Below are 23,789 nucleotides of genomic sequence, written 5' to 3' on the forward strand. Positions count from 1 at the left end.
GGTCTTATCCCTTCACGGAACCGGCGGTCAGGCCGCGGATGAAATACTTACCGGCAACGACATAGACGAGCAGCGTCGGCAGCCCCGCGATGATCGCGGCGGCCATGTCGACGTTGTACTCTTTGACGCCGGTGGTGGAGTTTACGATGTTGTTGAGCGCCACGGTCACAGGCTGCGTGCCCGCCTGGCTGAACGACACGCCGAACAGGAAGTCGTTCCAGATCTGCGTGAACTGCCAGATCACGGTCACCACGATGATGGGCAGAGACAACGGCAGGAAGATCGACCAGAATATCCGCAGGAAACCAGCCCCATCGACGCGCGCCGCCTTGGTCAGCTCGGACGGAATGGTGACATAGTAGTTGCGGAAGAACAGCGTGGTGAAACCAAGGCCATAGATCACGTGGACAAAGATCAGGCCCGGAATGGTGCCCGCGATGCCCATGATACCCAGCAGACGCGCCATCGGCAGCAGGACCACCTGAAACGGGATGAAGCATCCGAACAGCATCAGCGAGAAGATGATGTTGGCGCCTTTGAACCGCCACTGCGCTACGACATAGCCATTCAGCGCGCCCAGCAGGGTTGAAAGGGCAACCGCCGGTACCGCGATCAGGACGGAGTTCCAGAAATAGGGCCGCAGACCTTCACATTGGATACCGGTACAAGCGCTGGACCATGCGGTTTTCCAGGCATCGAGGCTGACTTCGCGCGGCAGCGAGATCAGGGACCCAGTGCGGATTTCCTCAAGGCTTTTCAGCGATGTGGTCACCATCACAAACAGCGGCATCAGGTAGTACAGCGCGAAGAGGCCCAGCAGGACATAGAGCAGCCAACGCAAGGCAATCTTGCCGGTGGCTCTCTGCGAGCGGGTTCGGGTTTGGGGCATCGACAGATCAGTCATTTTTCGCCCTCAGCTCTGAGTAAAGGTAGGGAACCACGATGGCAAAGACGACCAGCATCATGATCATCGCTGACGAGGCCGCCTGACCGATGTCGCCGCGCGAAAACGCCATGGCGTACATGTAGGTGGCGGGCAGATCAGTCGCGTAGCCCGGGCCACCACCCGTCAAGGCAATAACCAAATCAAAGCTTTTGATCGCAAGGTGGGCCAGCACAATGAAGGCGGACAGGAAGATCGGGGCCATCGACGGGATGATGATTGCGGTATAGATGCGCCAAGTGGGGATACCATCGACCTGCGCGGCCTTGATGATCTCTCCATCCACCGACCGCAGGCCAGCCAGAAACAGCGCCATGACGAAGCCCGAGCTCTGCCAGATCGCGGCAATCACGATGGTGTAGATCGCGTAATCGGGGTTCACCAGCCAGTCGAATTCAAAGTTTGGAAAACCCCACCCCTGCACCATGGATTCGATGCCCAGACCCGGGTTCAAAATCCACTTCCACGCTGTACCGGTCACGATCATCGACAGCGCCATAGGGTACAGATAGATGGTGCGGATCGCTCCTTCGACGCGGATTTTCTGATCCAGCAGGATGGCCAGCAACAGGCCCAGTACCATCGCGATGACGATGAACAGCGCGCCAAAGATATACAGGTTGTTGATCGCCGTATCCCAGCGGGGCGAGTCGAACAGGCGTTCATACTGGATGAAGCCCTTGATCTCGTATTTCGGCAGTAGTTTTGATCGTGTCAGCGACACCCATGCGGTCCATCCGATAAATCCGTAGACAAAGATCAATACGGCGATGAACGACGGTGCCAGCACCACCTTGGGCAGGTGGTTTTCCAGCCATTCGGACATTTTAGCCTCCGGGGAAAGATGCTCTGCCCCGCAGTATAGGGGGCAGAGCGTATTGGATCAGTAGCTGTTTGCCACTGCGTCCGCCAGTTGCTGAACCGCGTCAGCCGAGGACATATCCGAGTTGAAATGCGCGGTCACAACGTCGGTGATCGCACCGGCCTGCGACCCGCGCAGCGCCATGCCGTGGGCATAGGACGGCAGCAACGAACCGCCAGCCGAGGTCGAGCCCATATCTTCGGCCGAGATTTTGGCGCAGATGTCGAACGCATCCAGAGCCACATCGGTCCGCGCCGGGATCGAGCCCTTGTTCAGGTTGAACACTTCCTGGAAGTTCGGTGCCACGATCAGCTTGGCCAGCAGTTCCTGACCGGCGCGGTTGTCGTCGCCTTCTACTTCGAACATGGCAAAGCTGTCGACGTTGTACAAATATCCGTCGCCGGGGGTCGAGGCGCACAGGAAATCTTCGCCGGGGGTTTTGCCAGCGGCCAGGAATTCACCCTTGGCCCAGTCACCCATGATCTGGAATGCCGCTTCGCCATTCATCACCATGGCGGTGGCAAGGTTCCAGTCACGGCCCGAGAAGTTTTCGTCAACAAAGCCACGCAGGGTGCGCATCTGGTCAAAAACCTGAACCATGGTGTCAGAGGTCAGCGCCTCGGGGTCGAGATCAACGAGAGCCTTCTGATAGAACTCCGGCCCGCCCAGACCCAGAGCAACTGCCTCGAACACGGTGGCGTCCTGCCAGGCCTGACCGCCATGCGCCAGCGGGATCACACCGGCAGCCTGCAGTTTTTCTGCCGCGGCGTTGAATTCGTCCCATGTGGTCGGCATTTCGATGTCGTTTGCGGCCAGAACGTCAGCGTTCGCCCAGATCCAGTCGATGCGATGGACGTTTACAGGGGCGGCACACCACGTGCCTTCGCACATCATGTGACCAGCGATCGACGCGGGCAGAACGTCGGCCCAGCCCTCGGCTTCGGCAACGTTCGAAATGTCAGCCAGCACGCCCTCTTCATACCATTCCTGAATCGCAGGGCCTTTCAGCTGAACCGCGGTCGGTGCGTTACCTGCCAGGACACGTGCACGCAGTGCGGTCATCGCGGCATCACCGCCGCCGCCCGCGACGGGCATATCGGTCCAGGTACCGCCGTTCGAGGCGAACTCTTCCTGCAGAACGGCCACTGATTTGGCCTCGCCGCCGGATGTCCACCAGTGCAGAACCTCCGCCTGCGGTTCCGCCACAACGGACGACCCGGCCGCAACGGCCAAAGTCGACACGGTGGCAAATGCAAAACGTTTCATTTCTTGTCTCCTCCCTGAGAATTTCTTGCCGCCCAGACGGCAGCCATGTGCGCCATTCTGAGGCCATTATGCCGTCTGACAACGGATAATCCGGGTCAAAGCACTGACAAACGGGAAATATTCACCGCTTTTGTTACAGCATGTTACGTTGACCTTGAATCCGTTGCAGAACGTTACAATTGGCGGCAGCACCGGAGGGCAGATTGGGAGGAAAAGCAGCGTGAGCATTCCGCGACTCTTGGTGGTGGATGACGATCCGGACATGCGTTCGATGATGACCCAGTTCTTTCAGCAGAACGGTTTCATAGCCCTGCCCGCCAGTTCCGAGACCGAAGTGCAGCGGCATCTGACATCCGGGCGCATCGACCTGATCCTGCTGGACGTGATGCTGGGTGACGAGAACGGCGTGGAAATCTGCGCCCGCCTGCGACGCGAACAGGATGTGCCCATCATTCTCGTCTCGGCCCTTTCGGCAGATCATCAGCGTATGGCCGGTTACGAAGTCGGTGCCGATGACTACATTGCCAAACCGTTCAACCCCCAGCTGCTGCTGGCCCGCGTCCGGGCCGTGATGCAGCGGGCGCGACGCACTCCGTCCCTGGCCTATCGTCGCCGGACCCGCACCTTTCGGTTTGGTGGTTGGATCTATGACGGCAAGCGGGATGAAGTGCATTCGCCCGAAGGCTATCTGGTGTCCCTGTCACAGCGGGAAACTGCCCTGCTCAAGGTCTTGCTAGCCAACCCGCATATCCCACTGACCCGGGACGAGATCGCCGCCGCCCTTGACGTCACCCGCGAAGCGGACAAGCCCGAGGCACAAGGACGTGCCATCGACATGCTTGTGGGTCGTCTGCGCTCGAAGATCGAGGCCAACCCGAAAGATCCGCACATGTTGCGGACCGAGCGCGGCGTGGGATATGTCTTTGCGGCCGACGTCGTGGTGGAAGAGGACACATGACCCTGCGCCTGCGCAGTCTGGGCTGGGTATGGTCACTGGCCGGGTTTGCCTCGGGAATGCTGTCGGCCGGATTGTGGTTTGCATCGTCGCAAGCCTGGGACAGATACCTGACGCGATCCTTCGTAGCCGGTTTTGCCGTCTATGAAGAGTTGCGAACGGGGCTGGGCCAAACCCCCGGGATTACGATTGCGCCTTTGCCGGCCGAGACCGCCGCCCTGGCGCAGGCCGGCATGTTCGAACAGATGCCCGGTTTTTCCGGCCGTCGATTTGTCACCAACCTGTCTATCCTGACCGACAGTTCCGCTCCGCTGAGCGGGCGCGAGCTGACTCTGGCCGTGATGTCGGACCGTTTGGTGTATCCGATTTCAGGTATCGTATCTGGCAGCGACCAGACCGGGCCCGAGAAAATGGGCAACCTGACGCGCCTATTGGCAACCTATTGCAGCGAGCCCATCCTGATCGCGCAATTCGGTCGTGGCCCGTGGCAGCAGGTGGACGGAACGGATATCTGGGGTTGCAAGGCGGCCCCGGCAGATCTTCGATTGCCAGCCATTCTTGCAGCGGTAGTGACACTTGCCGTCATTCTGACGTCGATCGGAAATGTCTCGGACAGCTTTACCCGCTTTTCGCAGGCCCTGAGGGACCGCAGGCGCCGGGGCGGGCCCGAAAGCTATGATGCTGACGGTCCGGAAGAGTTGCGGGATATCGTTTCCGCGGTGAATGCCCATCTGGATGCCGAACGCGCACAGCTGGAAAAACGTGCCATCGTGCTGTCGGGCGTCAGCCATGATCTGGGCACGCCAGCGACCCGTGTCAGATTGCGCGCGGCGCTGATCCCCGATGACGAACTGCGCGAAAAGCTTGAAGCTGACGTTGACCAGATGACGGGCATGATCGAAAGCGTTCTGACTTACACCCGGTCCGAACTGAGCGTCGAGGAACCGCGCCAGATTTCCCTTACTTCCCTCGTGGAATCGATGGTTGCCGATTATCAGGACATGGACCAGCCCGTGACCCTGAAGGAAACGGCGCCGGTGATCGTCGAGGGGGCGCCGTCGGTCTTCATGTCACGCCGGGGCCGGGGGTCTTTGACCGAAACCCGGCGCATTCTGGTCACGGCGCGTCCAATCTCGTTGAAACGCGCCCTGACGAACCTGATCGACAACGCGCTGAAATACGGCCGCCGCGCCGAGGTCACGCTGGAGACAGACGCGCAGACTGCCACCATTATTGTCGAGGACAAGGGAACCGACCTGTCCGTCGAAGACATCGAGGCGCTGCTGAAACCATTTCGACGTGGCTCGAATACCGGGTCGTCCGACGGGTTCGGGTTGGGGCTGACGATCGCCACGACCGTGGCCGAACAACATGGCGGCACGCTGCAATTCGAAGCGGGCGATCAGGGCCTGCGCGCCCGTTTGCAGATCACTCGGCACTAGGCGTTATGGCGCGTAACTGCGCACCAATGCCCCTGCGATCAGGGCCCACCCATCGGCAATCACAAAAAAAGCAAGCTTGAACGGCAAGGAAACAGTGGCCGGCGGGACCATCATCATGCCCATCGACATCAGGACGGCCGCCACGACCAGGTCGATGATCAGAAACGGAAGGAAGATCAGAAACCCGATCTGAAAGGCCCGCGCAATTTCCGACAGCATGAAGGAAGGCATCAACACCGACAATGGCGCCTTGGGCGATAGCTGCATCGCCTCTCCATCCGGTCGCAATGACGCCATGGCCTGGAACGTCTCTGTATCCAGACGGGCCGCCATGAACTCGCGAAAGGGAATCAAGGCGCGCTCCAAGGCGGGTTCCACCTCCAGAGTTTCGTCAACCAGGGGTTTGATACCAATGGTCCAGGCTTCCGAAAACACGGGCTCCATGATGAAATAGGTCAGAAACAGCGCAAGGCTGACGATCAGCATGTTGGGTGGCGATTGCTGCAATCCGATGCCCTGCCGCAAGATTGCCAGCACCGTGATGAGGAACGGGAAACAGGTGATCATGATCGCGATCCCCGGCGCAAGGCTCAGCACCGTGATCAACAGGATAAGCTGAATGGTCCGGGCCGAAATCGAACCGCCATCGCCCAGCGACAGCGACAACTCCTGCGCCGCGGCCATCGAAGGCAACAGGAGAACCACTGCCGCCGGCCAGATCAGATGGCGCATTATCCGATCCCGTTCTGCAAATCCGCAATCTCGGTCAAGCGTACTGCAAGTTGCCCGGCCTGATCGCCTTCCATTTCTTCCAGTAATCCGCGGGCAACAAGGCGATCACCGACATACAGGTCCACCGGGTCTTCAATCCGCTTGTCAAGCGTCAGAACTGCGTTTTCACCCATGTTCAGCAAATCGCGGATCAGCGGGCGCGCGCGGCCGACAGAGACGGTCACTTCAATCGGAACGGTCTCGAACGGATTGGATTTCTCGGATTTCTGGGCTTGGGGATCACTCATTTGACAAAGCCTCTTTTGCTTCAAATACATAGGCGTCGAATGCGCCGGAAATGGCGGTCAGCAAGGCTCCGCAGTCCATCTCGGACCTGGCGGTGCCGACATGCAGTCTGGCCTGACCTGGTTGCAGCGCCGTGTCTTCGATAACCTGAGGTTGCGGAGACAAATCCTGCGGTATCAGCGGTTCAACCTGCGCAGCTGTTCCGACGGGCACCCGCAGGATCATCGGCTGCCCTATTTGATCTTTCGCCAGCTCGCACAACTGGGCCACCAGACGTGCCGCAAAACCTTTATCCAAAATCTCCGGCAGAACCGTCTGGACGAGGCTTTGAAACATCGGTTCCAGTGACAGCGTCATACGGGTCAACGCCTCGTGATAAGTAAAGGACAGGTCCGACAACGCGCTGGTCAATTCGGCGCTAAGCTGATCGCGCCCCTGATCCTGCGCCTGAACGGCATCTTCCCAACCCGCGCCGTATCCTTTCTCGAATGCGACAAGACGCTGCTCCTCTAGCGCGTCATCGTCCAGCAGATGTATCGCGCCGGTGCCGACCTGAACCGAAAAGTCCTCGAGGAGATGGGCAATGGACATCACACCTTCTCCTCGCTTTCTTCAAGCCAGCTGCGCAGGATTTCAACTGTCTCCTCCTGCTTGTCGCCGATCATGGCACGCAGGCGGTCCACCGCATCCTCGCTTTTACCTCCGGTCAGCGCGGGGACATTCTGCTGGCTTTGATTGGGCAGCGGGGCGAAGTCCTGTGAGTCTTCGGTGGCGATCTCTCCTTCCAGATAGGTTGACGCATCCGCCTGCGGTTCAACGCCTGCGGGCAGCAGGGCCGGAGCTGTTGCCGGGTTCGTCAGGATCGGCCGGATTACAAACAGACCCAAAACAAGGGAAACAAGCGCCAACACGGCCATCTGGATCAACGCCATTGCGTCGAGATGGATCTTCTGCCACAGCGATGCCGCTGCCAACGTGCCCTGTGGTTCAACCGCGGGTAGATCCAGTGACTTCAGTGTAATGACATCTCCGCGCTCGGGATCAAAGCCAACGGCTGACGCCACCAATTCCTCCAGCGCATCAAGCTCGGGCTGAGGCATAGGTTCGAATGTTTCCACGCCGTCTGCGCCGACGGTACGCGTACCGTTCACAAGTACCGCCACCGTCAACCGTTTTATCGCACCGGGCGCTCGATGCACCTCCAGCTCGGTTTCGGACACTTCGTAATTTACCCGTTCACGGGTCTGGGTGGTCGTCGAGTTGGATTCGTCGCCGCCCGCCCCATCACCGTCCGGAAGGTTGGAGGCAACAGTCACCTCGGCAGACTGATTGCGCGCACTGTCCGACCGTTCCTCGACATCCGTGCTGATGGCGACGCGTCCCTTGGGGTCGAAGCGCCGCTCGCGGATCGACTCGGTCTCGGTCACTGTATCCACGCTGACCTCAACCACAGCATTGCCAGCGCCAACACGAGCCTCGATCAAGCGCAGAACGCGTTCGCGCAGCTGGTTCGCCTTGTCATCCGACGTGTCGGTAGCGGTAACCGTATCCTGCACTCCGATAACCGTGCCGTTTGAATCGACTACCGCGACATTTTCCGAAGCCAGCCCACTGACCGCCGAGGCAACCAGAAACCGGATCGCCTTGGCCTGATCGCCGGTAATCTGAGACCCGGACGGCACCAGATAGACGGATGCAGTCGGCGCAACGCTGCGCTGGAACGGGTTTGACGATCCATTGGCGATATGAACGCGTGCCTGGCTGACATGAGGGCTGCCGACAATCGTCCGCGCGAGCTCGCCTTCTTTTGCGCGCCAGTATGCGGCGTCGAACATCTGCGACGTGGTGCCGAAGCCGCTGAGCGAGTCCAACAGCTCATATCCCCGATTGCCGTTCGTCGGCAGCCCTTCGCTGGCCAGAGTCATGCGCAGCTCGTCCCGCTGTCGCCCGGGGACATAGATTGAACCGCCCTTGATCTCGTAAGGAACACCCCGCTGATCCAGCGAACGCACGATATCCCCGGCGGCACCACTTTCCAGCCCCGCGTAAAGCAACGTCATCGAAGGCGCCGTTGCAATTCGCGACATGGCGAGAACACCCAGGAACACCAGCACGACGGCACCGGCCACTATGATTTGCTTGCGCCTGTCCAAACTTGCCCAGACAGCTCCGATCTGCTGCACGCTCACCTCCGACTCGCCGACATTCTGTGCGGCTCGTCCCATGTTTGAACGATTGCCCTTAACAATCGGTTAGTCCCTGCGGGGTTATGACACTTGTCGAACGCAAGGATGAGGACGTCATGACCGACGCAACAGCAGAAGAGGCAGAAGCCCCTAAGAAATCGGGGAAAAAGGGCACGATCATTGCGGTGATTCTGGCTGTCGCGGGTGCGGCGGCCGGGTTCTTTGTCACCAGCTCTGGCCTGCTGCCAATCGGTACTAAAGCCTCGCCAATTGAGGCGGCGGATAAGGGTGAGGGCAGATCCGCAGACGCTTTGCCCAATGTCGCATTTGTCGATCTCCCACCGGTGATCATCTCAGTCGATGCGGGCGATTCTCGCCACCTGAAGTTTCACGCCCAGCTTGAGGTGAACGCAAACCATGTTGCTGAAGTGGAAAAGATGCAGCCGCGAATCATGGACGTGCTGAACAACTATTTGCGCGCGGTCGAGCTGAGCGATCTTGAGGATTCTCTGGCGCTGGTCCGAATCCGGGGTCACTTGCTGCGGCGTATTGGAATCGTGGTCGGCGAAGGACGCGTGCGCGATGTCCTCGTCATGGAATTCGTTTTGAACTAGGAGGCGAAGTTGGAACTGATAGCGGATATTCTGCTGGTCGCAGGCGCACTTGGTGCGGGGCTGTATTGCTTTGTTCTGGCCCGGCGCCTGAAACGGTTTACCGATCTTGAGAAAGGTGTTGGCGGCGCGGTGTCCGTTCTGTCGGCGCAAGCGGACGAGCTGAAGTCTTCGCTGGAGTCCGCGCGCGTGGCGTCTGATCGGTCAGGAGAAACGCTGCAGGCCCTGACCGAGCGTGCGGAATCAGTCGCCCAACGTCTGGAACTGATGATGGCATCGATGCACGACGTGATCCCGGACGATTCTGCACAAACCGAGACCACGTCGGAACCTGTGCACATCGCTGAGGACAGCCCGCCCGATCAAGAAGAAAAAGCGGAGGAGTCCGAAGCTGGAGAACCCAAGACGACGACCAAATCCGAAACAACCGTCGCGCCGATAACAGAAACGAACGCCGGGCAGTCAAAAGCCCCGGAGGGGATCATGTTCTTTCGCCACGCACGGGTGCAGGGCAGAACATCACAATGACCAAGGTGCCGAAGCATAACGGGTCAAAACGGTCGCGCGGCGGCGTTCTGACCGTGATTTCGCTGCTGATGATCGGGTCGGCGGTAATTCGTTTGGGGCTGGAGGCAGGCCCGGCGCTGGCCCGCAGCGTCGAACCAGGCAAGTCCCCAACAGATGGGTCCATGGCAGAAGGAGCTTCAGAGGCCGATTTGCAGGTTCTTTTGACTGAATTGCTGCGCCGAGAAGAAAACCTGAACCGCCGGGAGGCACTTCTTTTGGACAAGGAAAGGGCTCAGGAAATCGCACAGTTTGCAATCGAAAGCCGACTGGCCGCGCTGCAGGATGCGGAAGACTCTTTGCGCGAGACGCTGGCAGTAGCCGACAAGGCCGCAGAAACCGATCTGACGCGTCTTACGGATGTCTATCAGAACATGAAACCCAAGGATGCTGCGGCCTTGTTCGAAACGATGGACCCCGTTTTTGCGGCGGGCTTTCTGTCTCGAATGCCACCTGATGCTGCGGCAGGTGTGATGGCTGGGCTCAGCCCCGAAGCCGCATACACGATTAGTGTCGTCATGGCTGGCCGCAATGCATCAGCGCCGGAGGAATAGCTGAAATGTGCTGCCACCCCGATTTCCAAACCGCCGGAGACTTCGCATGATTGGACTGATTGGAATTGCCTGTATCTTCGTCATGGTTTTCGGCGGATATCTCGCTGCCGGGGGCAAGATGGCGATCATTTTGAAGTCGCTACCTTTCGAAATGATGATGATCGGCGGCGCGGCTATTGGCGCATTTCTGATCAGCAATGACATGAGCGCGGTCAAACACACGGCCAAGGACATGGGAAAGGTTTTCAAAGGCCCGAAATGGAAACCCGAAGACTATCGGGATCTGCTGTGCCTTCTGTTCTCGCTCATCCGCATCGCGCGCGCCAACCCCGTGGAGGTGGAGCAGCATATTGAGGATCCCCAATCCTCGGACCTGTTTTCGACCTATCCCAAAATCCAGGCCGACAAGGAGGCGGTGGACCTGATCTGCGACACCATGCGGTCGGCCGCGATGAACTACGACGATCCTCATCAGGTCGAAGAGGTTCTGGAAAAACGGATGGAAGCGAATTTTCATCACGCCATGCATTCCAGCCACGCATTGCAGACCGTAGCGGACGGGCTGCCCGCGCTTGGGATTGTGGCGGCCGTTCTGGGTGTCATCAAGACGATGGGCTCGATCGACCAACCACCGGAAGTGTTGGGAAAGCTGATTGGTGGGGCTCTGGTCGGTACGTTCCTTGGTGTTTTCCTCGCTTATGGCCTGGTTGGCCCCTTCGCGGGCAAGCTCAAGGCGGTGGTCGAGGAAGACAACCATTTCTATCAGCTGATCAAGGAAGTCCTTGTCGCGAACCTTCACAACCATAACGCGGCAATGTGTATCGAGGTGGGTCGCCAGAATACGCCGACGCACAACCGCCCCGGGTTTACCGAGCTTGAGGATGCGCTGAAGGAATTGAAGCAGGCAGCCGCATGAAACGCGTATTCACTCTGACATTGGCTCTGATCGCAGCGGCGTCGGGCACGTGGGCGCAAACCGTCAGAGTCCGATCCGGGGAACATGACGGCTACACCCGCATTGTCGTTCAGGTTCCACCCGACACCGGTTGGGTATTGACGCAACAACCGAACGGCGCGCGTTTGTCCTTGGAATTGGACAACGTGGAATTTGACACAAGTTCTGCCTTTGACCGCCTGTCCTCAGGGCGATTGACATCTTTGTCCCAGTCCGAACCCGGCGCGGCGTTGGAAATGGATTTTGGCTGTGAATGTATCGCCACTGCCTTTTTGCACCGCCAGACAATGGTTGTCGTGGACATCGCGCCGGGCGAGTACAGTCCACCCATTGAAACCGCTGCCCCGCCGCCAATTCTGCCGGTATCGGGTATTGCCGGGAACAAAACCACCCGAGTCCAGTCTTTCGGCTCAGAGCTTTCACCCTCATTGCTGCAGTTGAAGCGCCGCAGTTTTGAAACCCAGTTGATGTCACGAATTCTGCAAGGGGCGGATCGAGAGGTCGTCGATCTTGATCTGGCTGGCGTTGGTGCGCGCCAATCCGGGTACTTTGGGCCGCTGAAATCCCCTATTGAACTGCCGCAAAACCTAAATGTCTCGTCGATCTTGGACGGACTGTCAGGACTGGAGCGATCGGCGCTGCAGCAGGTTGAAACCCGGCCTACCTGTATTGCGAACGCGGAACTGGGTTTTGACACATGGTCTGAAACTCGGCCTTTCCCGCAACAAGTCTCCGAGCTGAGGGTTGGCTTGTTCCTGGAATTCGACAGGCTGGACACGATCAAGGCCGAAAAACTGGCAAAGCTTTATGCCTATCACGGCTTTGGTGCAGAGGCCGTTCAGGTGCTGAAGCTTGCACCGGAGCGAGTGGAAGAATGGGATCGGATCGAAGCGATTGCCCGGGTTATGGACGGCCGGAAGGCGATCAGTCCGAATCCTTTTGCAGATCAGCAGCGTTGCGGTGGCGACACCGCCTTGTGGGCCTTGCTGACCGAGGGCCACTTGACCGCAGACGCCCGGTCGGACGAGATCGAGCATTCCTTTTATCGCCTGCCTCCGCATCTCAAGCGCCAGTTTGGAGCGGTCGTGGCTGAGGTCTTTGTCGAGGCCGACAAGCTGGAAGCGTCTCGGCGTATTTTGAGAGCGGTCGGGCGTATTGACGAGATCGACCGGCCCGAGATGACAATGGCCAAAGCTGGTGTGGCGGCTGCAGAAGGAAATGCAGACCAGACCGAAGACCTGTTGCAGAAAGCGGCAACCGCGCCTGACGCTGGCGCAATTGCGCCTCTTGCACTTGCGCGGCTTATCGAAAAAAGATGGTCGGACCAAGGGGCAGTAACTGGACAGGAACTGGATCTTGCCGGCGCCTATGCGGTGCAGTTCCGCAGATCAGAAATTGGCCCGATGATGGAACGCACACATGCGCTGGCTTTGGGTCTGAACCAGGAGTTTGGCGCCGCGTTGGTCAGGATTTCGGCATCGCCTGATGACAAGGACTGGCGCAGAACGCACGATCAAATCTTGCAATTGCTGGCCGAGCGCGCAGCCGACGTGACCTTTCTGAGGCACGTCCTGAGCCTGCCTGAAGAAGTGCGTGAAACCTTGGCATTGGAAACGGCCGTTTCCTTATCCGAGCGCCTGACCGATCTGGGGTTTGCAGAGTTGGGGTACGCTCTGGCGAACCGGCAACATGACAACTCCCGGCGCTCGGAAAGATCACGGCTTCGCGCCCGCGCCGCATTACGGGAAGGTCGATCGCGCCAGGCTCTGATGGAACTTGCCGGAGATGGCTCGGACCCCGCCCGGCGTTTGCGGGCGCTCGCCCTTGTAGGCAGTCGGGATTTTGCAGGAGCCGCCTTGGTTCTGAGAAAGATCGGCGACGCAACCGGAGCCCAGCGGAACTTTTGGCGGGCCGGGCTGCTGGACGATGCCCGGAACGGTCCGTCAGGGAAGTACGAAACCCTGGCGCAATTGAGCCTGTCATTGGACAACCCGGTTGATCGTCAACCGCACAAGCCGTTGGCTGATGCGGCGGGATTGTTGCAGAACAGCGCCCGGATACGGGAACAAATCAGCGAGATGTTCGGCGTCCTGAGCGCCGACATGTCTGAGTAATAGCCAAGCGGTTCTTGCAAGAATCGTGAGATTTGTGAGCTAACGGAAAGAGAATTAAGGCATCAGTTCAGTGTTTTGTCGCATCGTCGTGCAATCCCGGCAGTTGACCGGTTCAAACCCGTCCGCTCTCCGGCGGGTCGTATAGCAGGTCCGCCAGGTCAGAGAATCGTGAGCCCTTTTCGATCAACCCAAAGACTGCTGCTTCGATCTTGTCGGCGCGCGCTTCGCCGACAAATGGAACCGAGAACTCCTTGAACTTTTCGACAATTTCCTGACGGGTCATCGGCACGTCTGGGCCGCCACGGGCGTTGAGGTCTCCGGAATGGAGGTTCCGCCCGTCTTTGGTAATAATCCGGACGTCCGCCCAGCGCCCTTGAGGGAACCGCATGTTGTGCTGCTCACTTTCGGCGACGTGCACGCGATTAATCAGATCCGCAACCACCGGATCCGATAGTCCGGCGCCGGTGATATGTTCGACACCAATCCGGCCGTGAATTGCCTGAACCGCAACGGCGAATGGCAGGGAATACTGCGCCTGAGATGTTGTTTGCGGCATGCCTTGAAACAGGCAGGCGGCCTCGTGAAAGCTGTTGATCTGGATGCTTTCGATCTGTTCGTGGGTCAGATCGTTATCGCGCACCAGAAGCCGAACGCCGTCAATGGCCGCATGCGCCCATCGGCAGATCGGATAGGGTTTTACGTATTGCTGGCCCATCTGCCAGACCGTGCCCAGATCGGCCCAATACGGGGCCGCGCGATCTTCTTCAATGGTGATGGCCGGCGCACCGGTAAAGCCGCGTTCAGCGAGAATTGCCGCCGACATACCGGCCAACGCACCCCAGCCTGATCCGTCATGCAGCATGGTCGGGTTGGCAATCTCACGCATCATCTGACTGCGCGGCCCATGATATTCGGCAATACCAAAAGCCTGTCGCAGCTGATCGGGCGCAAATCCACGCAAACGTGCTGCCATCGCCACGACGCCCAGCGCATTCCAAGCACCGGAAGTGTGGTAATCACTAACCGAGGCATGAAGAGCTAGGCCGGCGCGACCCGCAATCTCGTACCCGGTGATCACGGCGGACAGCGCATCGGGTCCGGTCAGATCAGGGCTATGCTCGGCCAGTGCCGCAAGGGCTGGGGCCACAACCACCCCGATATGGCCTTTGGTCGGATTGAAACCGTCATGGGCATCAAGATTGTCCGTCTGTGTAGCCGCCGCATAAGCCGCGCCAGCCAGGCTGACCGTGCGACCATCGAACAACATGCGGGCGCTGCAGGACGGATCGGAACTACCATAAAGCGACACCGCAGTTTCGCGGGCGATTATCCCGGCCTCCATTGGGCCCGCCGCGATCAGGACGCCCAACGTATCCAGCAACATCCGTGCGGCGGCTTCATGCGCGCTGTCGGGCATCTGATCGGCAGCACAGTTCAATGTGAATTCAGCGACACGCTCAAAGGCGCCGGTCATTCGGCCGTCTCCATCTGAGCAGTCGGGACACCTCGGAGACGATTGCCTTTGGGGTCGAAGGGTGGGTTTTCGAGAATTCTGGCTTTATGCGGCTTTCCGAGGATGAAGATTTCCACCGTGTCGCCCGATTGCGCAACGGACGGGTCGGCGTAGCCGATGGCCAGAGATTTATCGACCGAATAGCCATAGGCGCCCGAGGTTACCCGGCCCACCGGCTTGCCGTCGGGGGTAAAGATCGGTTCACCGCCGGATGCGTCGGCAATGTCCGTGTCAACTTCGAAGATCGACAGTACCTCGCGCGGGGCGTTGTCCTTGATTGCCAGATACGCCTCTTTATGCAGGAAATCCTTGTCGAGCTTGATCAACCCGGCCAGCCCGACCTCTTGCGGCCAGTACTCCTGAGAATACTCGCGGCCCCACGAGCCATAGCCTTTCTCGATCCGCAACGAGCCCAGCCCGCGACCTCCGACCGGGCCACCATCGCAGTGCTTTGCTGCCTCCAATAGCGCGGAATAGAGCCTGATCTGGTCTTCCTCGGCACAGTGCAGTTCCCAACCCAGATCGCCGGTAAAGCTGACACGGATCGCCAGACAGGTAACGCCCGCCACGTCGATTGTCCGCGAGCGCATAAAGCGGAACGCTTCATTCGACAGGTCGGCGTTCGTCAGACGTTGCAGCAGGTCGCGCGACTTGGGCCCGGCAACGTTGAACCCTGCGATACGGTTGGTGGCGACTTCGAACGTCGTGCCTTCGGGAAGGTCCACCATGTCGAAAAAGCGCTGATGATAACGCTCGGCCATGCCGGACCCGATCATCATGTATTCGTCTTCGGCCACCTTGGTGATGGTGAAATCCCCGGCCACACCGCCACGCACTGAGATCAGCGGTGTCAGGCAGCTGCGCCCGATTTCAGTCGGCACACGATTGGCCACCAGTTGGTCCAGCCAGTCGTAAGCGCCCGAGCCCTTGATGACGTAATTGGCGAAGTTCGAGATGTCGATGACGCCCACATGTTCGCGCAGCATCCGCGCTTCGCGCCCGACGGGTTCCCACCAGTTCTGGCGTGTGAAACCATTTGTTTCGACCAGGTCGGGCTGATCTGCGAACCACAGCGGATGCTCCCAACCGCAGTTCAGGCCAAAAACGCAGCCCATCGCTTTCTGCATCTCATAAGCAGGACGAACACGCGCCGGGCGCCCGGCGCTACGCTCTTCATTCGGGAAATGGATGGCAAAGCGGTGGGTATAGGCGTCTTCGACCCGTGCCTTGGTAAACGCCTTGTCAGCCCAGTCGCCGAACCGCGCCAAATCCCAGGCGAACATGTCATATTGCGGCTCACCCTCGATCATCCACTGCGCCGCAAGCAGGCCCAGACCGCCGGATTGCGAGAAGCCGGGGATAATGCCGGTACAGCAGAAATAGTTCTTCAACTCCGGCACCGGGCCCCAGATCGCGTTGGAATCGGGCGACCAGATCATCGGGCCATTGATCACCCGTTTGACACCAGCTGTGGCGGCAGCAGGCACCCGTTCCGTCGCGCGAATGACGTTTTCCATGATCCGGTCCAGATCGTCGGGGAACAGGTCATGGGCAAAATCCAGCGGCGTGCCATCTTCGGCCCAGAATCGCATGTCTTTCTCATAGGCACCGATCAGCAGACCATTGCCTTCCTGGCGAAAGTAATACTCGCCATCCCGGTCCGCGATGGACGGCAGGCGGCGACCCAGCGCAGCGACCTCATCAATCGCTTCAGTCACGAAATACTGATGTTCGGTCGGTTGCAACGGCAGTTCGATCCCGGCCAGCGCGGCAACTTCGCGCCCCCAAAGACCGCCCGCATTGACCACCCACTGGGTGTGAATATCACCTTTTTCGGTGCGTACGATCCACGACCCGTCGGGTTGCTGTTCAGTCCCTATTACAGGGCAGAACCGCTCAATCGTTGCGCCCATGGCCCGCGCCCCGGCGGCATAGGCCATGGTCACCCCGGACGGATCGACATTGCCGCCGTCGGGTTCATACATGATGCAACGAATGTCATCGAACTGCGCCAGCGGGTGCAGCTCCATCGCTTGCTCGCGACTGATTTCATAGAAGTTCAGACCGTAGAATCTGGCCTTTGCCTCCTGCAGACGCAGCTGATGTTCGCGATCCTCGGTCTGCGCCAGATAGAGAGATCCGGGCTGGAACACACCGCAGCCCTGCCCGGTTTCCTTCTCCAGCTCTTTGTACAGGTTCATCGTGTAATGCTGGACGCGGGTCACGTTGTTGTTGTCGTGCAGCCCGTGAATGTTCGCCGCCGCATGCCAGGTTGACCCGCTGGTCAGTTCGTCCCGCTCCAGCAAAACAACATCGCGCCATCCCAGCTTTGCAAGATGATACAGGATAGAACAGCCAACCAGGCCGCCTCCTATCACTACCGCTTGCGCATGGGTTTTCATGGGTTCTCTCCTGACTGCATCCATTCCCGAAAGTCAGCCACAGACCGAACCCAACTGATGCTCTGTTCCCGACGCGAAATGTCGGGAACAGAGTTTGATTAACAGGAAGTGATACAATCCGGACAGGCGGGCACCCGTCGGACGATCGTCTTGGCATTGTTTCACACAGGCCATGAGCGAAGTCCCGCCAACTGCATCGGCGCACGCGGCGATGTGACCAGCTATGGGTTGAACCGACGCAGAATGATTCTTTGATAGGTTCTGAGCGCGTGAAAAACGCGCCTTTGTGGCCGCAAAACGGTGGGACAGGTTGGATCTGAAAGGGCGCAACAAGCGCCTCATCCGGCTGAAATCTTGAAAAAGTTCCTAAAATGTTCTATATTTGTTCCACGGAATGCTGCAGGTGGAACGGAGGTTTTCGAGCTATGACCAACGCTGCCCGTCAAAGCTGGTTCGATGCGCCCAGCAACGATTACCACCTTCTTCCGGTCACGGACCGGCAAATGCGCTATGCCCGCGCGATCGCACAACAATCGGCACTGGAGATACCGGTCGAGGCGCAGCGGGATCGCAAGTCGATGTCGGACTGGATTTCGGCACACAAACCGCAGGACGCTTCGCCCTTCTCAAACTACCCTACCGGCAAGCAAGTTGCTTTTGCCGAGCGGATATCCCGCAGCAAACGCCGCCCGATTCCGAATGAGTGTTTTCGCGACAAGAACTTGATGTCGCGTTGGATCGATCAGAACAAATAGGCCTGAGTTAGAGCCTTATTTTCCATGATTGCGGGCGTAAAGCGCCACGGCAGCGGCGACAAACATGCCCAACAGGATATAACCCATTACGGCCTCGGCAACGGCCAAGCCGCGGCACAGTCCTATTGGCGTCATGTCACCATATCCAACGGTGGTGAACGTGACATACGAGAAGTACAGGATATCGGCCGGGCCCTCGGCGCCCGTGACGCAATGATCGTTGTACCCGAACGCTCCGTACACTGCCGCAAACAGGAAGGGGACGACCTGGATGAAAGACACACCCATCAGGAACAACAGCCGCCGGGGCGATTTGACCTGGGTCATGTAATACCAGGACTGCGAGACGATCCAGATCACCAGCCCCACTGCGGCGATCGTTCCGATCGTGTCACCGGCAGTGGCTTCGCTGAGCCGCGACAAGCCGAACCAAGCAAGAAAACTGGCCAGGACCAGACCGAGAGCGGCTAAAAGGGTCGACTTCCATTCTTCCAAGGTTCTGGGTTCGTTGGTCATAATGGTTCCGCCATGCTGGTGCGCCTCGGATCATCCGGATTCCCGCACAGGCCTGCAAGCCGAATTCAATCCGAACCCAGATGCTCGTCCCCACGTGCGCGCGCCAGCTGAATTTGCTTCTGCCGTTCCCGGAACCGCATCTTGTCCACCTCGGAGGTTTCGTTGACGCACTGGTGGCAGGACACGCCCTGCTCGTATTCCGGCCGCGTCATGTCTTCCGGAAGGATCGGGCGGCGGCAACCATGGCACAGCTTGTGGGGTCCTTCGACCAGACCGTGGCCAACCGACACACGGTTATCGAATACGAAACAGTCGCCCTGCCAAGCGCTGCCCTCCGCCGGCATTTCTTCCAGGTACCGCAGGATGCCCCCTTTTAGGTGATAGACTTCCTCGATCCCTTGTCCCAGCAAGTAGTTTGTCGATTTCTCACACCGGATACCTCCGGTGCAGAACATGGCGACTCGCTTGTTGTGAAAGCGATCTTTGTTCGCTTCCCACCAGGTAGGAAACTCGCTGAAACTTGCCGTATTAGGGTCTATTGCACCTTCAAATGTGCCAATCGCCACCTCATAATCATTGCGGGTATCGATCACCACGACATCGTCCGACCGGATCAGATCATTCCAATCTTCCGGCTCGACGTAATGTCCCACGCTGGCGCGCGGATCGACGTCCGGCTGCCCCATTGTCACGATCTCTTTTTTCAGGCGAACCTTGATCTTGCCGAACGGCGGATGATCGGAGGTGGCTTCTTTCCACTCCAGCCCGTCGCACCCGGGCAAAGCCCGGATATGCGCCAGAACCGCATCAATGCCCGCCCGCGGTCCTGCGATCGTGCCGTTGATCCCCTCATGCGCCAGCAGCAGCGTGCCCTTGACGGACTGCGCGCGGCACAGTTCCAGCAATACGGGGCGCAAGGCCGCGGGGTCGGCGAAGCGCGTGAAATGATAGAGCGCGGCTATTGTGTACATGAGCGCGATCTAATGCCGGCGCGGATCAGACGCAAGAGAGCGGATTGACGGGCACCTTCCCTGCTCATACCGATAGACCAAGCATAGGAGGCCTTGATGACTCACGCTCTGCTCGTAATCGATGTCCAGAATGACTTCTGCCCCGGCGGTGCCCTTGCCGTGACCGGCGGAGATGAGATCGTCGCTCCGATCAACGCGATGATGGACGATTTCGACGCCGTTATTCTGACACAGGACTGGCACCCGGCGGGGCATTCTTCATTCGCCAGCGCTCATCCGGGCAAGGCCCCGTTTGAGATGACGCAGATGCCTTATGGCCCGCAGGTTTTGTGGCCGGATCATTGTGTGCAGGGGACAAGGGGCGCGGCATTTCACCAAGACCTGCGCACCGATGCAGACCTGATCCTGCGCAAGGGGTTCCGCAGCACCATCGACAGCTATTCCGCGTTTTTTGAGAATGACAGAGAGACTCCTACCGGTCTGAAGGGGTATCTGGACACGCGTGGCATTCACCAATTGACGCTGGTTGGCCTGGCCACCGATTTCTGCGTGCATTACTCGGCATTGGACGCAGCCGAACTGGGTTTTGATGTGACAGTCAACACCGCAGCGTGCCGTGCCATCGACATGGATGGGTCACTCGCCGCGGCAGAGCAAGCCATGCGCGCAGCAGGTATTTCCCTTATTTAGGGTCAGTGTGTACCGCCACGCTCGGCCAGGTATTTCAGCACGACATACAGAATAATTGCCGTCGCCAGCGCAAAGCCGACACGCCCGGCCACGCTCCGCCGTTCCGGAGGGGGGCTGACCGGTTCTTGCAGCTTTGGCAGTTGCTCGGGCTTGGGATTGACGCGTACCTCGCCCGGCTTCGCGGTCCGAACATGGTGCAGGAAATCCCAAAAGTCGAACTCGCCGCAATATTCGCCCTGCAGACCCATGTTGCGGATATTCGTGAACAACCGTTTCAGAATGCGTTCTCGATCCGCAGCATCTTCGGGCGGATAGTATCCGCGGCGCGCGCCGCTGTTGCGGGTTTCAAGGCTGAACCCGGATTCAAGGAAAATTCTGCGAATTTTTGGAGATGCCGACCGCAATGCCTGCGCGGTGTCAAAGTCACGAAACAACGCGCGTACAGGGCGCGTGCCTGTCATGGCCGCAAAACCATGTTCCGGATCAACTTCGTCAGGTGCAATGGCAACTATGTCAAAATCGTACTCTAGACCCATTCACAAAACTAACCTTCTTTACCATCCCCCACCCTCCACTAACGCGTGAAGAGAACTCACAATAAGCCTGCAATGTGACTTGTCCTTGGCATTGTTACCAATTTGGCGACTCTTGCCAATTACCGCCTCGATTGATCTAACAATCGAAATCGCAGGAGTTTCCCATGGTCGACATCGCAACGCGTGTCTACAATCACAAATGGAAAATAGACCCAATTATCAGGTCTTTAATCGACACGGACTTCTACAAACTGCTGATGTGCCAGTCAGTGTTTCGAAATAAGCCCCAAACGGACGTCGTTTTTTCACTGATAAACCGTTCGAATCACGTCCCGCTGGCCCGCCTGATTGACGAGGGGGAACTGCGCGAACAGCTCGATCACATCCGCTCGCTCAGCCTCAGCCGGGGGGAAAGCACCTGGCTGCGCGGCAACATGTTCTATGGCAAGCGGCAGATGTTCCGCTCGGATTTCATGGAGTGGTTCGAAAACCTGCGGCTTCCGCCCTATCACCTGGAACGCAAGGGCGATCAGTATGAACTGACCTTCGAAGGCAAGTGGCACGAAGTCATGCTGTGGGAAATCCCTGCACTGGCAGTATTGATGGAGCTTCGGTCGCGGGCAGTTCTGAACGATATGCGCCGGTTCGAACTTCAGGTGCTTTATGCCCGCGCCATGACCCGTGTTTGGGAGAAAATCGGCCAACTGCGCGAGATCGACGGTCTGAGCATCGCTGATTTTGGCACCCGCCGGCGACATTCATTCCTATGGCAGGACTGGTGCGTACAGGCCATGATCGAAGGGTTGGGATCCGACTTCACCGGAACATCCAACTGCCTGATCGCCATGCGACGCGAAGTTGAGGCCATCGGCACCAACGCGCATGAGCTGCCGATGGTCTATTCCGCTCTGGCCGACACGGACGAGGAATTGGCGCAAGCCCCCTACGAGGTGCTTAGCGACTGGCATGACGAACATGATGGCAATCTGCGTATCATTTTGCCCGACACCTATGGAACCAAGGGGTTCCTGGACAATGCGCCGGATTGGCTCGCGGGTTGGACGGGTATTCGCATCGACAGCGGCGATCCTGCATCCGGTGCGGAAATCGCAATTGCGTGGTGGAAATCCCGGGGCGAAGACCCGATGCAAAAGCGGATCATCTTCTCGGACGGGTTGGATGTGGACAAAATTCGCGAATTGCACGCGCAGTTTGCGGGTCGGACCAACGTCTCATTTGGCTGGGGTACATTGTTGACCAATGATTTCAGGGACCTTGTTCCGAACGACGCGCTCGCGCCTTTCTCGTTGGTGTGCAAGGCGGTTTCGGCCAATGGCCGACCGACGGTCAAATTGTCCGACAACCCAGAAAAGGCGATGGGGCCTGCGGGTGAAATCGCGCGCTACAAACACGTGTTCGATGTTGGCGCACAACAGGCATATGAAGTGATCGTCTGATCCTTAGCCGTGATAGGCGGCCACCGTTTTTAGTTGTGAAAACCCATAAAGCGCCTCGAACCCCTTTTCGCGGCCATGGCCCGATTTTCCAACGCCGCCAAAGGGCAATTCCACCCCACCTCCGGCCCCGTAGTTGTTGATGAATACCTGCCCAGAGTGCAGCCCCTTGGCCAGCCTCATTTGCCGTGCGCCATCCCGGGTCCAGATACTGGCGACAAGGCCGTATTCCGTGCCATTTGCTATTGTTAGAGCCTGTTCTTCAGTGTCAAACGGGATCAGGACCTGTACCGGACCAAAAATTTCATCCCTTGCCAGGACGTGATCGGGCGGAACATCCGAAAACAGTGTCGGACACACATAGGCGCCCAAGGCCGGGGCGTTGTCCAAGATCTGCCCTTGCGCGGCTATGGTCAGGTCTGACCCCTTCGCAAGAAAGCCGTTAACGATCTGTTTCTGACGGGCCGAAATCAACGGGCCCACACGAAGATCCTGCATGGCCGGGCCGACTGTGAGTTCCGCGTAAGCTTCCGCCATCCGCGTCTTCACCTGCTCGTAAACGCCGTTTTGAACCAGAATGCGGGACGAGGCCGAGCAGGTTTGCCCTGCATTCTGAATGCCCGCATTCACCAGAAATGGCAGGGCGGCGTCCAGATCGGCGTCATCAAAGACAAGCTGAGGAGATTTGCCCCCGAGTTCCAGCGTCACCGGCACTACGTTTCGTCCCGCAGCCTGCTGGACCAAAGCGCCAGTAGCAACGGATCCAGTGAACGAGATATGATTGACCCGAGGATGCGCCGACAAGGCGGCGCCCGCCTCGGCCCCAAGCCCGGGTACAACATTCAGCGCGCCGGCAGGCAATCCGGCTTCAATTGCCAGATCGGCAAAAGCCAGCGCGGTCAGGCAGGCCTCTTCCGCCGGTTTCAGAACACAGGCATTGCCCATGGCCAGCGCCGCACCAACAGAACGGCCTATTATCTGCATGGGGTAGTTCCAGGGCACGATGTGCCCCGTCACCCCATGCGGTTCACGCAGGGAATAAACCGTATACCCGTCCAGATAGGGGATCGTTTCACCCATAACCTTGTCGGCAGCACCGCCGTAAAACTCGCAGTATCGCGCCAGGGCAACAGCGTCCGCCCGCGCCTGAGTCAGCGGTTTGCCGACATCCGTCGCCTCAAGCTGTGCCAGATCATCCGCACGTTCCAGCACCAACTGGCCCAAACGGGTCAGAATGCGGCCCCGCTCGACAGCGGTCATGTGGCCCCATCTACCCTCAAGAGCGGACCGAGCAGCCGCGACAGCAAGATCGATATCCTGCGCGTCTCCGCGTGCGATCTGGCAGATTTCCGATCCATCCGACGGATCGACCAGAGGCAGGGTCATCCCGGACACCGGCGGAACCCATTCGCCGCCAATCAGGCACATGGTGGGATCGAACCAAAGAGAGTTAGGCATGTGGTCCTCCTGTTTAGGCTCTAAC

General features: G+C 58.8%; 23 protein-coding genes. 10 read left to right on the plus strand and 13 right to left on the minus strand.

The genetic code is table 11. The annotated features are described in order from the left end of the window. Positions 1-4: 4 nt before the first annotated feature. From AC2TDJ_RS00735 to AC2TDJ_RS00745, 3 genes are read right to left on the minus strand one after another with little or no spacing between them, the layout of a single operon-like run. A complete protein-coding gene (locus AC2TDJ_RS00735; protein ID WP_480838262.1) occupies positions 5-904 on the minus strand; it encodes a carbohydrate ABC transporter permease in 900 nt (299 codons plus the stop codon). Then, positions 897-1,769 carry a carbohydrate ABC transporter permease gene (locus AC2TDJ_RS00740; RefSeq protein WP_039543053.1) on the minus strand — a complete coding sequence of 291 codons (873 nt, stop codon included), beginning with the start codon at positions 1,767-1,769 and terminating at the stop codon, positions 897-899. Before AC2TDJ_RS00740 ends, AC2TDJ_RS00735 begins: the two co-directional genes overlap by 8 nt. 57 nt (positions 1,770-1,826) lie before the next feature. After that, positions 1,827-3,071 (minus strand): ABC transporter substrate-binding protein, encoded by a 1,245-nt coding sequence (locus tag AC2TDJ_RS00745; RefSeq protein WP_480838264.1) that lies wholly within the window; start codon positions 3,069-3,071, stop codon positions 1,827-1,829. Positions 3,072-3,291: 220 nt separating this feature from the next. Between AC2TDJ_RS00745 and AC2TDJ_RS00750 the strand changes: the two genes are divergently transcribed. Beyond that, on the plus strand, positions 3,292-4,029 hold the full coding sequence (locus AC2TDJ_RS00750; protein ID WP_480838266.1) for a response regulator transcription factor: 738 nt from the start codon (positions 3,292-3,294) through the stop codon (positions 4,027-4,029). Next, the gene (locus AC2TDJ_RS00755) at positions 4,026-5,468 is read left to right on the plus strand and encodes a sensor histidine kinase (RefSeq protein WP_480838268.1); all 1,443 of its coding nucleotides are present in this window, start codon (positions 4,026-4,028) and stop codon (positions 5,466-5,468) included. Before AC2TDJ_RS00750 ends, AC2TDJ_RS00755 begins: the two co-directional genes overlap by 4 nt. A gap of 3 nt (positions 5,469-5,471) precedes the next feature. Here the strand turns inward: AC2TDJ_RS00755 and fliP are convergent, their stop codons facing one another. The 4 genes from fliP to fliF are packed head-to-tail and all read right to left on the minus strand — an operon-like array spanning position 5,472 to position 8,668. After that, positions 5,472-6,200 (minus strand): flagellar type III secretion system pore protein FliP, encoded by a 729-nt coding sequence (fliP, locus tag AC2TDJ_RS00760; RefSeq protein ID WP_480838270.1) that lies wholly within the window; start codon positions 6,198-6,200, stop codon positions 5,472-5,474. Continuing rightward, positions 6,200-6,487 (minus strand): FliM/FliN family flagellar motor switch protein, encoded by a 288-nt coding sequence (locus AC2TDJ_RS00765; protein WP_480838272.1) that lies wholly within the window; start codon positions 6,485-6,487, stop codon positions 6,200-6,202. The genes fliP and AC2TDJ_RS00765 overlap by 1 nt, the downstream gene beginning before the upstream one ends. Next, the gene (locus tag AC2TDJ_RS00770; protein WP_480838274.1) at positions 6,480-7,076 is read right to left on the minus strand and encodes a FliH/SctL family protein; all 597 of its coding nucleotides are present in this window, start codon (positions 7,074-7,076) and stop codon (positions 6,480-6,482) included. Before AC2TDJ_RS00770 ends, AC2TDJ_RS00765 begins: the two co-directional genes overlap by 8 nt. Next, complete coding sequence (gene fliF, locus AC2TDJ_RS00775; RefSeq protein WP_480838276.1) at positions 7,076-8,668, minus strand: flagellar basal-body MS-ring/collar protein FliF; 1,593 nt, start codon at positions 8,666-8,668, stop codon at positions 7,076-7,078. The genes AC2TDJ_RS00770 and fliF overlap by 1 nt, the downstream gene beginning before the upstream one ends. Positions 8,669-8,754: 86 nt before the next feature. Between fliF and AC2TDJ_RS00780 the strand changes: the two genes are divergently transcribed. Genes AC2TDJ_RS00780 through AC2TDJ_RS00800 form a run of 5 tightly spaced genes read left to right on the plus strand, consistent with a single transcriptional unit; the run spans position 8,755 to position 13,469 of the window. Next, the gene (locus AC2TDJ_RS00780; RefSeq protein WP_480838278.1) at positions 8,755-9,285 is read left to right on the plus strand and encodes a flagellar basal body-associated FliL family protein; all 531 of its coding nucleotides are present in this window, start codon (positions 8,755-8,757) and stop codon (positions 9,283-9,285) included. 9 nt (positions 9,286-9,294) lie between these two features. Continuing rightward, complete coding sequence (locus AC2TDJ_RS00785; RefSeq protein ID WP_480838280.1) at positions 9,295-9,810, plus strand: hypothetical protein; 516 nt, start codon at positions 9,295-9,297, stop codon at positions 9,808-9,810. After that, positions 9,807-10,400 (plus strand): MotE family protein, encoded by a 594-nt coding sequence (locus tag AC2TDJ_RS00790; protein ID WP_480838282.1) that lies wholly within the window; start codon positions 9,807-9,809, stop codon positions 10,398-10,400. The genes AC2TDJ_RS00785 and AC2TDJ_RS00790 overlap by 4 nt, the downstream gene beginning before the upstream one ends. A gap of 46 nt (positions 10,401-10,446) precedes the next feature. Beyond that, positions 10,447-11,316 (plus strand): flagellar motor stator protein MotA, encoded by an 870-nt coding sequence (gene motA / locus AC2TDJ_RS00795; protein ID WP_480838284.1) that lies wholly within the window; start codon positions 10,447-10,449, stop codon positions 11,314-11,316. Continuing rightward, positions 11,313-13,469, plus strand: coding sequence for a hypothetical protein (locus AC2TDJ_RS00800; protein WP_480838286.1), 2,157 nt, complete (start codon positions 11,313-11,315; stop codon positions 13,467-13,469). Before motA ends, AC2TDJ_RS00800 begins: the two co-directional genes overlap by 4 nt. A 112-nt stretch (positions 13,470-13,581) precedes the next feature. Here AC2TDJ_RS00800 and AC2TDJ_RS00805 read toward each other — a convergent pair whose 3' ends face one another. Both AC2TDJ_RS00805 and AC2TDJ_RS00810 read right to left on the minus strand, forming a co-directional pair. Beyond that, complete coding sequence (locus tag AC2TDJ_RS00805) at positions 13,582-14,943, minus strand: MmgE/PrpD family protein (protein ID WP_480838288.1); 1,362 nt, start codon at positions 14,941-14,943, stop codon at positions 13,582-13,584. Next, on the minus strand, positions 14,940-17,384 hold the full coding sequence (locus tag AC2TDJ_RS00810) for a GcvT family protein (RefSeq protein ID WP_480838290.1): 2,445 nt from the start codon (positions 17,382-17,384) through the stop codon (positions 14,940-14,942). Before AC2TDJ_RS00810 ends, AC2TDJ_RS00805 begins: the two co-directional genes overlap by 4 nt. 425 nt (positions 17,385-17,809) lie before the next feature. Between AC2TDJ_RS00810 and AC2TDJ_RS00815 the strand changes: the two genes are divergently transcribed. Further along, on the plus strand, positions 17,810-18,139 hold the full coding sequence (locus AC2TDJ_RS00815) for a hypothetical protein (protein WP_480838292.1): 330 nt from the start codon (positions 17,810-17,812) through the stop codon (positions 18,137-18,139). Positions 18,140-18,154: 15 nt separating this feature from the next. On the opposite strand, the gene AC2TDJ_RS00820 is transcribed toward AC2TDJ_RS00815, so the two are convergent. Together AC2TDJ_RS00820 and trhO are read right to left on the minus strand one after the other, a co-directional pair. Then, positions 18,155-18,655: a potassium channel family protein gene (locus AC2TDJ_RS00820; RefSeq protein WP_480838294.1), complete on the minus strand. Its 501-nt coding sequence runs from the start codon at positions 18,653-18,655 to the stop codon at positions 18,155-18,157. Between the two features lie 65 nt (positions 18,656-18,720). Continuing rightward, positions 18,721-19,626 carry an oxygen-dependent tRNA uridine(34) hydroxylase TrhO gene (gene trhO, locus AC2TDJ_RS00825; RefSeq protein ID WP_480838296.1) on the minus strand — a complete coding sequence of 302 codons (906 nt, stop codon included), beginning with the start codon at positions 19,624-19,626 and terminating at the stop codon, positions 18,721-18,723. 96 nt (positions 19,627-19,722) lie between these two features. Between trhO and pncA the strand changes: the two genes are divergently transcribed. Next, the gene (pncA, locus tag AC2TDJ_RS00830; protein ID WP_480838298.1) at positions 19,723-20,316 is read left to right on the plus strand and encodes a bifunctional nicotinamidase/pyrazinamidase; all 594 of its coding nucleotides are present in this window, start codon (positions 19,723-19,725) and stop codon (positions 20,314-20,316) included. Positions 20,317-20,318: 2 nt separating this feature from the next. Here the strand turns inward: pncA and AC2TDJ_RS00835 are convergent, their stop codons facing one another. Further along, a complete protein-coding gene (locus AC2TDJ_RS00835) occupies positions 20,319-20,852 on the minus strand; it encodes a hypothetical protein (protein ID WP_480838300.1) in 534 nt (177 codons plus the stop codon). A 164-nt stretch (positions 20,853-21,016) separates the two neighbouring features. Here AC2TDJ_RS00835 and pncB point away from each other — a divergent pair, with 164 nt between their 5' ends. Further along, positions 21,017-22,309: a nicotinate phosphoribosyltransferase gene (gene pncB, locus AC2TDJ_RS00840; protein WP_480838302.1), complete on the plus strand. Its 1,293-nt coding sequence runs from the start codon at positions 21,017-21,019 to the stop codon at positions 22,307-22,309. Between the two features lie 3 nt (positions 22,310-22,312). Here the strand turns inward: pncB and AC2TDJ_RS00845 are convergent, their stop codons facing one another. After that, entirely contained in the window at positions 22,313-23,764 is a 1,452-nt protein-coding gene (locus tag AC2TDJ_RS00845) for an aldehyde dehydrogenase family protein (RefSeq protein WP_480838304.1), read from the minus strand. Between the last annotated feature and the right edge of the window lie 25 nt (positions 23,765-23,789).

Source organism: Ruegeria sp. HKCCD6647-2 (assembly GCF_057221075.1).

Coding starts and splice junctions, on each gene's coding strand:
- AC2TDJ_RS00735 (WP_480838262.1), bottom strand. CDS start 904: ATGACTGATCTGTCGATGCCCCAAACCCGAACCCGCTCGCAGAGAGCC.
- AC2TDJ_RS00740 (WP_039543053.1), bottom strand. CDS start 1,769: ATGTCCGAATGGCTGGAAAACCACCTGCCCAAGGTGGTGCTGGCACCG.
- AC2TDJ_RS00745 (WP_480838264.1), bottom strand. CDS start 3,071: ATGAAACGTTTTGCATTTGCCACCGTGTCGACTTTGGCCGTTGCGGCC.
- AC2TDJ_RS00755 (WP_480838268.1), top strand. CDS start 4,026: ATGACCCTGCGCCTGCGCAGTCTGGGCTGGGTATGGTCACTGGCCGGG.
- fliP (WP_480838270.1), bottom strand. CDS start 6,200: ATGCGCCATCTGATCTGGCCGGCGGCAGTGGTTCTCCTGTTGCCTTCG.
- AC2TDJ_RS00765 (WP_480838272.1), bottom strand. CDS start 6,487: ATGAGTGATCCCCAAGCCCAGAAATCCGAGAAATCCAATCCGTTCGAG.
- AC2TDJ_RS00770 (WP_480838274.1), bottom strand. CDS start 7,076: ATGTCCATTGCCCATCTCCTCGAGGACTTTTCGGTTCAGGTCGGCACC.
- AC2TDJ_RS00780 (WP_480838278.1), top strand. CDS start 8,755: ATGACACTTGTCGAACGCAAGGATGAGGACGTCATGACCGACGCAACA.
- AC2TDJ_RS00790 (WP_480838282.1), top strand. CDS start 9,807: ATGACCAAGGTGCCGAAGCATAACGGGTCAAAACGGTCGCGCGGCGGC.
- motA (WP_480838284.1), top strand. CDS start 10,447: ATGATTGGACTGATTGGAATTGCCTGTATCTTCGTCATGGTTTTCGGC.
- AC2TDJ_RS00800 (WP_480838286.1), top strand. CDS start 11,313: ATGAAACGCGTATTCACTCTGACATTGGCTCTGATCGCAGCGGCGTCG.
- AC2TDJ_RS00805 (WP_480838288.1), bottom strand. CDS start 14,943: ATGACCGGCGCCTTTGAGCGTGTCGCTGAATTCACATTGAACTGTGCT.
- AC2TDJ_RS00810 (WP_480838290.1), bottom strand. CDS start 17,384: ATGAAAACCCATGCGCAAGCGGTAGTGATAGGAGGCGGCCTGGTTGGC.
- AC2TDJ_RS00815 (WP_480838292.1), top strand. CDS start 17,810: ATGACCAACGCTGCCCGTCAAAGCTGGTTCGATGCGCCCAGCAACGAT.
- AC2TDJ_RS00820 (WP_480838294.1), bottom strand. CDS start 18,655: ATGACCAACGAACCCAGAACCTTGGAAGAATGGAAGTCGACCCTTTTA.
- trhO (WP_480838296.1), bottom strand. CDS start 19,626: ATGTACACAATAGCCGCGCTCTATCATTTCACGCGCTTCGCCGACCCC.
- pncA (WP_480838298.1), top strand. CDS start 19,723: ATGACTCACGCTCTGCTCGTAATCGATGTCCAGAATGACTTCTGCCCC.
- AC2TDJ_RS00835 (WP_480838300.1), bottom strand. CDS start 20,852: ATGGGTCTAGAGTACGATTTTGACATAGTTGCCATTGCACCTGACGAA.
- pncB (WP_480838302.1), top strand. CDS start 21,017: ATGGTCGACATCGCAACGCGTGTCTACAATCACAAATGGAAAATAGAC.
- AC2TDJ_RS00845 (WP_480838304.1), bottom strand. CDS start 23,764: ATGCCTAACTCTCTTTGGTTCGATCCCACCATGTGCCTGATTGGCGGC.